This is a genomic window from Amycolatopsis thermalba (assembly GCF_003385215.1).
GTDB lineage: Bacteria > Actinomycetota > Actinomycetes > Mycobacteriales > Pseudonocardiaceae > Amycolatopsis_E > Amycolatopsis_E thermalba.
On record NZ_PQHW01000157.1, the window covers coordinates 1 to 12063 of the forward strand.

Genomic DNA, 12063 nt, shown 5'->3' on the forward strand with positions numbered 1-12063 from the left:
TCCACGCGCTCAATCGCGACATCCGCGCATGGATCGAGACCTGGAACAACGAACCACGGCCCTACGTCTGGACCAAGACCGCCGACCAGATCCTTGACTCCATCGCACGCTACTGCACGCGAATTAACGACTCAGGACACTAGACCGCCACCGTCGCCTGCGGAACACCGCCGCCGCACTCGGGCCCGTTCGGGTACACGAGCTGCGCGGCGGTGTTCTGCGTCGTGCGGCCTACTTCGCCGCCGCTCGCGTTCGTCAGGACGACTGTGACTTCGTAGGGTGCCTCGCGTAGATCGTCGATCGGGACGAAGCCGTACCAGCCGCCGGTTTCCCGCAGCTCCACCGAACAGGAGTCCTCCGGGCCGGTGCCGGTGCACGTCTGCGGTCCCGGTGTGGTCGCGGGGAAGACCGGCGTTTCCCCGGTCCGGCAGGCGCCGTCCCGGCAGACGGTGACCGTCGCCGCGGCGACCGTCCGCCCCGGCCGCGGCTCGACGTCCAGGCTGATCCCCGGCACCGCGCCGATCATCGTGCACGCGCGACCGCCCGCGGCACCCTCCGACGCGCCACAGGCCGTCAGCACAGCGATTCCGAGCGCCACCACCGGCAACATCCGCATACCGGACAGACGGACCGCGGCCGCCTCCGGTTGCATGGATAACGACCTATCCGGCGCGGCTCAAGCCGACCTGGCCCGCCGGCCGCTGCTCCGGCAGCGCGTGCCGCGACCGGCCGCGCAGCACCTCGACCCGCTCGGAGCCCGGGCGGCCCAGCACCCAGCTCGACCCCGGCACCGCCTTCGCCTGCTTCTTCAGCGGCGCCAGCAGCCGCGACGCCTCCCGGTAGGACTCGATCGTCGCCGTGGCGCAGACCAGCGTCGCCAGCGACACGGTCACCGGCATGCCCTCCGCCGTCCACGGCGTATCCAGCAGCGCGCCCGCGATCGTGCCGATCTCGTCCACGTCGCAGGCGATCAGGAAGTCGTCGCCGCCGACGTGGCTCACCACCATCCGCGGCAGCCGCGACGCCAGATCGGTCAGGGTGCGGCCGATCGCGCGGATCAGGTCGTCCCCGGCGGCGAAACCGGCGTTGTCGTTCACCGCCTTGAACGAGTCGACGTCCAGCCACGCCGCGACGAACGCCTCCCGGCTGCCGATCCGCCGGTCCACGTCCCGCGCCACCGTGTCGCTGCCGGGCAGCCGGGTCAGCGGGTTCAGCGCCGCCGCCTCCTCGACCTTCGCCTCGGCCACGCCGCGCACCACCTCGGTCACCAGCACCACACCCAGGCAGCGGCCCGCGTCGTCGACCACCACCACGTCGTCGCCGGTGCGGCCCCAGTCCGCGTCGGTCACCAGCTCCAGCAGCTCCAGCGCCCCGGCATCGGCGTGGATGGTGTGCGGGGTGTCCGCCAGCCGCTCCGCGCTGCGCTTGGCGTGCAGCGCGTGCCCGTACGGGCCGGTCACCGACACCAGGAACCGGGTGCGGTCGATCGACCACCGCGGGCGGCCCTCGTCGTCGATCCCGACGATGCCGCTCGGCGCGTCGCCCGCCGCCAGCGCGGTGCGCACGTCGTCGCAGGTCGCGTCGTGCGGCAGGGTGCTAGCCGGGCGCAGGAAGTCCCGCACCCGCGGCGTGGTGAGCGGCCCCGGTGTGAGGCGCTCCGCCGGGTCCGGGATCGCCGGGGTCAGCAGGTGCCCCAGGTTCACCCCGTCCCGGGCGGGGGCGAACAGGTTGCCCTGAGCGATGCGCACCCCCAGGCGGCGCACCGCTGCCAGCTGCGCTTCGGTCTCGATCCCGGTCGCGACCAGCCGCGCGCCGGTCCGGGCCGTGAAGTGCAGCAGGGATTCGACGACCGCGACCGAGCCGGCGTCACCGGGCAGCCCGCGCAGCACGCTGCGGTCGAGTTTGAGCACGTCCACCGGCGCGGCCGCGAGCATCGCGAACGGCAGGTCGCCGCGGCCGAGACCGTCCAGCGCCAGCCGGAACCCCAGCTCGCCGAGCCGCTGCAGGCCGGCGAGCAGCTGCTCGGGCCACACGGAGCAGAACGGCGGCCCGACCTCCAGCACCACCTCGCGCGGCCGCCTGCCGGCGCGGGCGAGGGCGTCGAGCAGGGGATCCACCGAGGCCGCCGACGCCGTGGCCGCCGTGACGTTGAGGTGCAGCGGCAGCAGGGTCTGCTGGTCGGCCTCCGCGCGGACGGCGTCGCACGCCAGCGCGATGTCGGTCTCGACCAGGCGCCGTTCGCGGCGGGCGGTGTCGAGCAGTTCGTGCACGGACCCCTCGGCGGGGCGGGCCAGCGCTTCGAGCGCGACCATGCCGCCGGTGTTGAGGCTGTAGAGCGGCTGGAAGGCGAACCGGACTGGGCGCACGGACCGATCTTCGCTGGTGAGGTGGCTGTTGTGAAAGAGATGTCGACTGATGTTCACCTCGGGGGCGGGCAGCGTACTCCCACGCGGGCCGGGGCGGGACGGATACGGTGATGTGCATGGAACCCGATCCGCGGACGATACGCCGGGAAAACGCCCGGGAACCGGCCTGGTCCGATCTGGCCGACAACCCCTTCCGGGCCGACCGGGACCGCATCGTGGTGTCGCCGTTCTTCGCCCGGCTCGGCGGCGTGACCCAGGTGGTCAGCGCGGCCGGGTCCGGTCTGCTGCACAACCGGCTCACCCACAGCCTCAAGGTCGCGCAGGTCGCGCGCGCCATCTCGGAGCGGCTGCTGTCCTCGGTGGACTCGGCGGAGCTGATCGGCAAGCTGGGCGGGCTCGACCCGGACGTCGCCGAGGCCGCCGCGCTGGCCCACGACCTCGGGCACCCGCCGTTCGGGCACCTGGGGGAGCAGGTGCTGGACCGCATCGCGCGGCACCGGTTCTCGCTGCCGGACGGGTTCGAGGGCAACGCGCAGACGTTCCGGATCATCACCACGACCGACGTCCGCGGGCCGGCCGCCGTCGGGCTGGACCTCACCGCGGCCGTGCGGGCGGCGGTGCTGAAGTACCCGTGGGCGCGCCTGCACTGGCCGGACCCGCACCCGGCGGCGATGCGCATCCCGCCGCGGGGCGCGGCCGAGCCGGACGAGGCGCCGGGCACCGGGTCGAGCAAGTTCTCCGCCTACTGCACCGAGCTGGACGACGTGGTCGCGGCGCGCCGGCCGTTCGCCGGGCGGATCGAGCCGTGGCAGCAGACCGTCGAGGCGTCGGTGATGGACACCGCCGACGACCTCGCCTACGCGATCCACGACATCCAGGACTTCCACCGCATCGGGGTGCTGCAGCACGCGCCGGTGGCGGCCGAGCTGGGGGAGTGGCTCGATCACGCGGTCGAGCTGGCCGGGCTGGACAACGCGACGCTCGCCGCGCAGATCCGCCGCCCCGGCCGGTCGCTGGAGCAGCTGCGGCGCCGCATGCACGCCAAGGACGCCTGGATCGTCGACGACGACGCGTTCGCCCACGCGGTGTCCCGGATCCGGGCCGAGCTGGTCGACGGCCTGCTGGGCGAGCCCTTCGACGGCTCGATCGAGGCGGAGCAGGCGACGGCGGCGTTTTCCGCCCGGTGGACGCATCGCCTGGTGGACGGGGTGATCGTGCTGCCGTCGCCGTCCACGCGGGCCGGGCACGTGTCGCTGCGGACCGCCCAGTGGCACGAGGTGCAGGTGCTGAAGTTCGTGCACCGGCGGTTCGTGCTGCTGCGCCCCGAGCTGGCCCTGCACCAGCGGGGACAGGCGTCGCTGCTGACGACGCTGGTCGACGCGCTGGACGCGTGGCTCGCCGACCGGGACGAGGTGTCGCGGCTGCCGCGCCGCCTGTACGACCTGGTGGAGCTGGCGCAGTCGGAGTTCGAGGGGCTGGCCCGGAACGCCCCCGAGCTGCTGGTCGGAGCCACCGGCGAGCCGGTCGCCGGGGCGGACGCGATCCGGGGCCTGGCGAGGGGCCGCGCGGTGATCGACTTCGTGTCGTCGCTGACGGACAAGCAGGCGGTCAGCCTGCTGGAGGCGCTGTCGGGGCGGTCCGGGCAGCCGTGGTCGGACTCGTTCGTGCTCTGAGCGGCACCCGGCAACGAACCGCCGGCCGGCAACGCGAGTGGACCGTTCGGCGCCGTAGGTGCCCTCCGCCCGTAGGGCGGACTCCTCGCCTGCCGACGGGGGCGCGGCTCTAAAGATCAAAAGATGTCCTCGCCGGACGGGCAGGCTCCGGGATGACGGGGGACCGTTGTCAGCTCGCCTCGGGTGGGTGGTCGCTGGGTGGTCATCCCGTCGCCTTCCGGTTTGGGTGTATCACTTTGAGCCAGGCCCGCAAGGTTGCGTTGTCGGGCGGCGGTGGGCGGCCTGGGTTGCGGGCCTGGCTCAAAGTGATCGTTGCGGTGTCAGGCGACGGGATGACCACCCAGCTTCACTGGTGCTGCGGGTGAGGCCCGCCACCGTGGGGAAAATCCCTCGACAGCGGTCCGTACACTGGGTTCGTGGACGTCCAGTTGGAGTAGCTCCGGGCCGCCTGTGCAGCAGGCCCGTCGATGCCACCTGTCCACCCCCGAAACCGGGAGTTTCCTTGATCACGGCCACCGGCCTCGAACTGCGCGCCGGGTCGCGCATTCTGCTCTCCGACACCACCCTGCGCATCCAGCCGGGCGATCGCATCGGCCTGGTGGGGCGCAACGGCGCCGGCAAGACGACCACCCTGAAGGTCCTCGCCGGCGAGGGTGAGCCCTACGCGGGCGAGGTCCGCCGCGGCAGCGAGCTCGGCTACCTGCCCCAGGACCCCCGCGAGGGTGACCTGTCCGTCCCCGCCAAGGACCGCGTCCTGTCCGCCCGCGGCCTCGACACCCTCCTGCGCGACATGGAGAAGGCCCAGACCGCCATGTCCGAGCTGGTCGACGACGCCGAGCGGGACAAGGCGATCCGCCGCTACGGTCGCCTCGAGGAGCGCTTCGCCTCCCTCGGCGGGTACGCCGCGGAGAGCGAGGCCGCCCGCATCTGCGCCAACCTCGGCCTCGCCGACCGCGTCCTCACCCAGCCGCTGCGCACCCTCTCCGGTGGCCAGCGCCGCCGCGTCGAGCTGGCCCGCATCCTGTTCGCCGCCTCCGACGTGGGCGCCTCCGGCCGCTCGGACACGATCCTGCTGCTCGACGAGCCCACCAACCACCTCGACGCCGACTCGATCAACTGGCTGCGCGGCTTCCTCAAGGGCCACGAGGGCGGCCTCGTGGTGATCAGCCACGACGTCGACCTGCTGGCCGAGGTCGTGAACAAGGTCTGGTTCCTCGACGCCACCCGCGCCGAGCTGGACACCTACAACATGACCTGGAACCGCTACCTCGAGGCGCGCGCCACCGACGAGAAGCGCCGCCGCCGCGAGCGGGCCAACGCCGAGAAGAAGGCCTCCGCCCTGCAGGCCCAGGCCGCGAAGCTCGGCGCGAAGGCCACCAAGGCCGTCGCGGCGAAGAACATGGCCCGCCGCGCCGAGCAGATGCTCGCCGGGCTCGACGAGCAGCGCCAGGCCGACAAGGTCGCGCACATCAAGTTCCCGGCCCCGGCCCCGTGCGGGCGCACCCCGCTCACCGCCGAGGGACTGTCCAAATCGTACGGCTCGCTGGAGATCTTCACCGGCGTCGACCTCGCGATCGACCGCGGCACCAAGGTCGTCGTGCTCGGCCTCAACGGCGCGGGCAAGACCACCCTGCTGCGCCTGCTGGGCGGCATGGAAAAGCCGGACACCGGACGCGTCGAGCCCGGCCACGGGCTGCGCCTGGGCTACTACGCGCAGGAACACGAGACGCTCGACCACGACGCCAGCGTGTGGGAGAACATCCGCCACCTCGCCCCGGACACCGGCGCGCAGGAGCTGCGGAACCTGCTGGGCTCGTTCCTGTTCACCGGCGAGCAGCTGGACCAGCCGGCCGGCACCCTCTCCGGCGGCGAGAAGACCCGGCTCGCGCTCGCGGGCCTGGTGTCCAGCGCCGCCAACGTCCTGCTGCTCGACGAGCCGACCAACAACCTGGACCCGGCCAGCCGCGAGCAGGTGCTCAACGCCTTGCGCAGCTACACCGGCGCCGTCGTCCTGGTGACCCACGACCCGGGCGCCGTCGAGGCCCTCGAACCCGAGCGGGTGATCCTGTTGCCCGACGGCACGGAGGATCACTGGTCGGATGATTACTTGGAACTCGTCCAGTTGGCGTGACGTAAACAAAGGGCTGATTGCTTAGTTGGACTAGGCAACCACCTGGAATGGCGCAATTTTTCCGCCATTGGGCAGGTTTTTCGCCGCTCGTCTGGCAAATTCGCGGTTCGTGTTCGATCATTGCGTGACGAGGCCCACCGTGGCCTGCCAACGCGATCTGGTGGAAGGCGGAACGACGTGGCTGACCTGAAGAAGGGCGCGCGGATCACCGGCAGTACGCGCGACAAGCTTGCCGCTGACCTGAAGAAGAAATATGAGAAGGGTGCGAGTATTCGGGCCCTGGCCGAGTCGACCGGACGCTCGTACGGTTTTGTGCACCGCGTGCTTTCCGAATCCGGTGTGCAGTTGCGCGGGCGCGGCGGGGCGACGCGCGCTAAGAAGAAGTAGGCCGGGCGTCCCCGGCCTCGGCACGGCGGAAGCACAACATCGCACCGAGGAGCACGCACGGGTACACCAGGTATCCGAAGCGCGTCGCGGGCGTCAGGAGGGTGAAGGCCCCCAGGCCCACGGCGATGCGCCACAACGCGTCCGATCCGGCCACGGGCGGACGCCGCAGCAACCAGACGAGGATCGCGGCAGCGGCGCCGGCGAGCAGGACGAACGCGGCCACCTTCCCGGCCGGTCCGGTACTGGCGATGAGGTAGCCCGGCAACGGGCTCGCCGCCGGTGACGTCACCTGGCCCAGGCCGGCCGGGAACCGGATCACGTGCTCGACGAACGCCCGCGGGTTCACCAGGAACACGGGGACGTTGAGCACCGCGCACGCGAGCACCGTCGTGGCGAGGAAGCGCGCCAGGGCCCTGCCGCCCAGGCGGGCGAAGACGAGCACGGCCAGCACCACGGCGGCCGGTGCCACGATGAGCTTCGCGCTGATCACCAGCGCGAGCACGATCGCGCTCGCCACCGGGCGGTCCCGGGCCGCGAGCGCGGCCGCGACCAGCATGAGACCGACGATCGCCAGGTCCGGCCCGGCGACCGCCCAGGTCAGCGCGGTGAGCGGGCAGGCCATGGCGAACTGCGCGGCGCGCACCGGAACCCGCGGGGTGCGGGACAGCCGGATCGTCAGCCACGCGCACACGCACGCGGTCAGGGCGAACACCAGCCGCGCGTCGGTGAGCGCGTCGGCCACCGGGCTCCCGCCGAACAGGGCGCGGGGCAGCCCGAACACGGCCATCACCGGGCCGTAGGGCGTGTAGTCGTTGACCTCCGGCGCCCGCGCCAGGGCCGCCACGTCCACATAGGGCGTGCCGTGGTCCAGCAGCAGGCTCGCCGAGCGCTCGATCACCCACACCTCGGGCTGCGCGCTCCAGGAGAACGGCGTGTACAGCCAGTCGGTGCCGGTCAGCCGCCGGATCACCAGGACGGTCAGGGGCAGCAGCATCGACAGCACGCCGATGCCGGCCAGGCCCACCCAGCGGGAGCGCAGCAGCCCGGCCCGGCGGCGCGTGGCCATCAGCCAGCCGGTGTGGGCGGCGGCGAAGGCGTAGCCGAACGCCGCGCACGATCCCCAGATGCGGAAGCCGTAGAACTCGCCTGTGATCGCCAGCGCGATCGCGTAGACGGTGCACCCGAGGTAGAAGACCAGGTCGACGGTCAGCGGGTGGGCGGCGAGCAGCGCGCGCCAGCGGTCGAGCGCGGGAGCCGGCGGACGCACCGCGGTGTGCTCAGTGGTCATCGCGGGCCGCCGGGTGATCCGGCACCGGTTTCGTCCCTCCCCATGGGCAAAGGTTACCGAGGGCGGAATCGGCGGCGCCGTCCGGGAAGCTTTTGGTGTCCGGCCGCGTTGGCCTGGAGGTCTTCGGGGTAGACCTCAAGCATTGTCGAAGTTTTAGGGTGGGCGGCGTGGACAACACCTGGTCGTTGATGAGTTCGGCGATGCGCGCCGCGGACGCGCCGAAGGGCCTCGCGCCCGGCACGATCCGCCGGGTGGCGCGCTTCGCCCGGCCGTACTGGCGCAGCCTGCTGGTCTTCCTGGCGCTGACCGTGGTGTCGGCGGTGGTCGCGGTCAGCACGCCGGTGCTGGCCGGCAAGGTCGTGGACACGATCGTCGGCGGCAAGGACTCCGGGCTCGTCGTGCTGCTGGCGGTGATCGTGGCCGGGCTGGCGGTCGCCGACGCCGGGTTCGGCCTGGTCGAGCGCTGGTTGTCGGCCCGCATCGGTGAGGGGCTGATCTACGACCTGCGCCGCGCGGTGTTCGAGCACGTGCAGCGGATGCCGATCGCGTTCTTCACCCGCACCCGCACCGGCGCGCTGGTCAGCCGTCTGAACAACGACGTGATCGGCGCGCAGCGGACCTTCACCGCGACCCTGTCCGGCCTGGTCACCAACGTGATCCAGCTGGTCCTCTCGCTCGCGGTGATGGTGACGTTGTCCTGGCAGGTGACGCTGCTGGCGCTGGTGCTGCTGCCGGTGTTCGTGCTCCCGGCGCAGCGCATCGGCCGCCGGATGGCCGACCTGCAGCGCGAGTCCGCCCAGCTCAACGCGGGGATGACCACGCAGATGACCGAGCGGTTCTCCGCGCCCGGCGCGACGCTGGTCAAGCTGTTCGGGCGGCCGCGGCGGGAGGCCGAGGACTTCGGCGCCCGCGCCGGGCGGGTGCGGGACATCGGGGTGCGCACCGCGATGCTCACCCGCTGGTTCATGACCAGCCTGACCCTGGTGTCGGCGCTCGCGCAGGCCCTGGTCTACGGCCTGGGTGGCTGGCTGGCGATCCGCGGGCAGCTCGCCCCGGGCACCGTCGTCGCGCTCGCGCTTCTGCTGACCAGGCTCTACAGCCCGCTGACCGCGCTGGCCAACGTCCGGGTGGACGTGATGACCGCGCTGGTGTCGTTCGAGCGGGTCTTCGAGGTGCTCGACCTCGACCCGATGATCACCGAGAAGCCGGACGCCCGGACGGTGCCGAAGGGTGGCGTGTCGGTCGAGTTCGACGACGTGCGCTTCGCCTACCCGGCCGCCGACAAGTACTCCCTGGCCTCGCTGGAGGAGGTGTCCACACTGGACACCCGGGGCGGCGAGGAGGTGCTGCACGGGATCAGCTTCCGCGCCGAGGCCGGGCAGATGGTCGCCCTGGTCGGGTCGTCCGGGGCGGGCAAGTCGACGATCGCGTCGCTGCTGCCGCGCCTCTACGACGTCGACTCCGGCGCCATCCGGTTGTCCGATGTGGACGTGCGTGACCTGGGCTTCGCCTCGATCCGCGACACCGTGGGGGTGGTGACCCAGGACGGGCACCTGTTCCACGACACGATCCGCGCCAACCTGGAGTACGCGCGGCCCGGGGTGACCGAGGAGGAGATCTGGGACGCGCTGGACCGCGCGCGGCTGGCCGGGCTGGTGCGCAGCCTGCCCGACGGGCTGGACACGGTGGTGGGGGAGCGCGGCTACCGGCTCTCCGGCGGGGAACGGCAGCGCCTGACGATCGCGCGGCTGCTGCTGGCCCAGCCGCGGGTGATCGTGCTGGACGAGGCGACCGCGCACCTGGACTCCGAGTCGGAGGCGGCGGTCAGCGAAGCGCTGTCGCACGCGCTGGAGGGGCGGACCGCGCTGGTCATCGCGCATCGGCTGTCCACCGTGCGGGCGGCCGACCAGATCCTGGTGGTCGAGGCCGGGCGCATCGTCGAACGCGGCACGCACGAGGAGCTGCTCGCCGCGAACGGCCGCTACGCCGACCTCTACCACACCCAGTTCGCCGAGGAGCCCGCCGCCGCTTAGCGCAGCGCCGGGACGCGGGGGCGGTAGTGGTCCAGCAGCGCGACGTTGGCCGCGTCGCCGCCCTCGACGTTCGAGCTGCGCCACAGCGGCACCTCGACGCCCTCCTGCGCGGCGGTGGTGACGACGTGCGCCAGCACCTCGTTCCACAGGTAGACGTTGAGCAACGAGGACAGCGCCACCGTGCGCGGATCGTCCTCGGGGAAGGCGGCGTCGCCCGGCCGGACGCCGGTGTCGAGCACGACGTCGGCCTGCTCCAGCAGAGTGCTGTGCGCGCGGCGCGGCGCCGCCTCGACCGAGGCCCGGGACGTCACGGCCACCACCGGCGCTCCCGCGGCTTCGGCCAGCTCCACCGGGTAGGGGTTGACACCGGAGTTGGAGAAGACGAACACCACGTCGTCCGGACCGGGTGCGCGTTCGGCCAGGACCTCGGCGGCCAGACCGGACCGCCGCTCGGCGGCCGTGCTGGTGGCGGCGCCGTGCAGCGGCAGCAGGTCCGGGTGGTAGAGCGGGTACACGCAGGCCAGGCCGCCCGCGCGGTAGAAGGTCTCGGCGACCGACGCCAGCGAATGCCCGGCGCCACCGGTGAAGACGAGCGCGTCCGCCCGCACCGCGGCCAGCACGAGGCCCGCCGCCCGCCGGATCGCGCCGGAGTTGCGTTCGCCGGCCCGCGCGAGGGCCCCGGCGACCAGATCGTGGATCATGCGCCCGACCCTAGGCAACGAACCACCCCGCCAGGTGGTCGGCGGACGGTTCCCGCCGCCACCGGCAACGGTCGCGCTCCGCGGGGCTTTGCCGCTGAGGAGAGGGCCCCTGGGCGCTGAACCACGCCGTCTGGGTGGTTGGTGGACGGCTCTGGCTGTCCGGCCTGCTGCCAGCCACGGCGGTCGGGTTCTGCGCGGCTTTGCCGCTGAGGGGACGGCCCCTGGGCACTGAACCACCCCGCCGGGTGGTGGGTGGAAGGTTCCCACTGCCACCGCAACGGTCCCGCTCCGCGGGACTTCGCCCGTGGTGGTGCTGGTTGACGGCCCCGATGCGAGTGGCTCCGCCGCTGAGGGAACCGCCCCTGGGAGCGAGCCACCTCCGCCCGGGTGGTGGATGGACGGTTCCCGCCGTCCGGGCTGCCGCACCCGCAACGGTCCCGCTCCGCGGGACTTCGCCCGGTTTGGCGGACCCCGGCACCGAATCACCTCGTCCGGGTGGCCGGTGGAAGATTCCCGCCGTCCGTGGTGTTGGCCGGTGTGTGACGAGTGATCCCGTGCTGAGGACCTGGCGCGCCCGCGGACCGGTGCGGGCGGTGGTGCTGGTCCTGCACGGCGGCGCCGAGAACGGCCTCAACGTGGTCCGCCCGTGGGGCCTGGCCTACCTGCGGATGGTGCCCCTGGCGCGGCAGATCCTGCGCGCCGGCGCGCCGCACGGTGTCGAGGTTCGGCTGATGCGCAACCGGGTCCGCGGCTGGAACGACCCCGACCTGCACCCGGTCGCCGACGCGCGGTGGGCTCTGGAGCGGATCCGCGCCGAACGGCCGGGCGTGCCGCTGTTCCTCGCCGGGCACTCGATGGGCGGCCGGGTCGCGCTGCGGGTGGCCGCCGATCCGCAGGTCCGGTCGGTGCTGGCGCTGGCCCCGTGGACGCCGCTCGGCGAGCCGGTCGAACCGGTGACCGGCAAGACGGTGGTGATCGCCCACGGCACGCGCGACCGCATCACCCGGCCCGCCGAGTCCTTCGCCTACGCCGAGCGCGCCCAGGCGGTCGCCGAGCGGGTGGTGCGCATCGAGGTCATGTCCGAGGGGCACGCCATGCTGCACCGGCCCGGGGTGTGGAACCGGCTGGCACGCGAGTTCGCCCTGGACGCGGCGGGTGTGGCGCCGCTCACCGCCTGGACGGTGCGTCCCGACCAGCGGCTTCGCCTGCCCGTGTAGAGGTGAGCAACCCTTTCGGGGTGCTGGACGTCCTTGATCGAGAGGTTTGCGGTTCACTAGGTGCGTCCTAGGGCCGGTCGATCGGGGAACGGTGATGGCGTGACGAACCAGGGCGGCTACCCACCGCGCGTACCGCCGCGCGGCCCGCGACAGCACCAGCCCGCGCAGATGATGCCGCTGCCCGGGCGCGACGGCGCCTACCGGCAGCCGCCGCCCCGCCGCCCCGGACCGCCGCCCAGCCGGGCGATGCCCTCCCGCGGTGACGTC

The 12063-nt window shown here is 72.8% G+C and carries 9 protein-coding genes and 1 pseudogene; 6 read left to right on the top strand and 4 right to left on the bottom strand.

Annotation, left to right across the window (positions count from 1 at the left end; translation table 11 throughout):
- Positions 1-143, top strand: a pseudogene (locus D0D15_RS33920) (IS630 family transposase); the annotation flags it as partial.
- On the opposite strand, the gene D0D15_RS33925 reads toward D0D15_RS33920, so the two are convergent.
- Positions 140-652: a hypothetical protein gene (locus tag D0D15_RS33925; RefSeq protein WP_198958334.1), complete on the bottom strand. Its 513-nt coding sequence runs from the start codon at positions 650-652 to the stop codon at positions 140-142. The pseudogene D0D15_RS33920 and the gene D0D15_RS33925 sit on opposite strands and share 4 nt — an antisense overlap.
- Positions 653-662: 10 nt before the next feature.
- Positions 663-2366, bottom strand: coding sequence for a GGDEF domain-containing protein (locus D0D15_RS33930; RefSeq protein ID WP_094007692.1), 1704 nt, complete (start codon positions 2364-2366; stop codon positions 663-665).
- Positions 2367-2476: 110 nt separating this feature from the next.
- Between D0D15_RS33930 and D0D15_RS33935 the strand changes: the two genes are divergently transcribed.
- The 3 genes from D0D15_RS33935 to D0D15_RS33945 all read left to right on the top strand — a co-directional run bounded on the left by D0D15_RS33935 (position 2477) and on the right by D0D15_RS33945 (position 6557).
- Positions 2477-4039 (top strand): deoxyguanosinetriphosphate triphosphohydrolase family protein, encoded by a 1563-nt coding sequence (locus D0D15_RS33935; protein ID WP_094007691.1) that lies wholly within the window; start codon positions 2477-2479, stop codon positions 4037-4039.
- Positions 4040-4541: 502 nt separating this feature from the next.
- Complete coding sequence (locus D0D15_RS33940; RefSeq protein WP_094007690.1) at positions 4542-6170, top strand: ABC-F family ATP-binding cassette domain-containing protein; 1629 nt, start codon at positions 4542-4544, stop codon at positions 6168-6170.
- A 177-nt stretch (positions 6171-6347) separates the two neighbouring features.
- On the top strand, positions 6348-6557 hold the full coding sequence (locus tag D0D15_RS33945; protein ID WP_017982988.1) for a helix-turn-helix domain-containing protein: 210 nt from the start codon (positions 6348-6350) through the stop codon (positions 6555-6557).
- Here D0D15_RS33945 and D0D15_RS33950 read toward each other — a convergent pair.
- Complete coding sequence (locus D0D15_RS33950) at positions 6544-7845, bottom strand: glycosyltransferase 87 family protein (protein WP_094007689.1); 1302 nt, start codon at positions 7843-7845, stop codon at positions 6544-6546. The genes D0D15_RS33945 and D0D15_RS33950 overlap by 14 nt on opposite strands.
- 167 nt (positions 7846-8012) lie before the next feature.
- Between D0D15_RS33950 and D0D15_RS33955 the strand changes: the two genes are divergently transcribed.
- Positions 8013-9878 (top strand): ABC transporter ATP-binding protein, encoded by a 1866-nt coding sequence (locus D0D15_RS33955; protein ID WP_094007701.1) that lies wholly within the window; start codon positions 8013-8015, stop codon positions 9876-9878.
- Here the strand turns inward: D0D15_RS33955 and D0D15_RS33960 are convergent.
- Complete coding sequence (locus D0D15_RS33960) at positions 9875-10579, bottom strand: sugar isomerase domain-containing protein (protein WP_094007688.1); 705 nt, start codon at positions 10577-10579, stop codon at positions 9875-9877. The two genes, D0D15_RS33955 and D0D15_RS33960, sit on opposite strands and share 4 nt — an antisense overlap.
- Before the next feature lie 554 nt (positions 10580-11133).
- Here D0D15_RS33960 and D0D15_RS33965 point away from each other — a divergent pair.
- Positions 11134-11796, top strand: coding sequence for an alpha/beta hydrolase (locus tag D0D15_RS33965; protein ID WP_233157432.1), 663 nt, complete (start codon positions 11134-11136; stop codon positions 11794-11796).
- Positions 11797-12063 lie beyond the last annotated feature (267 nt).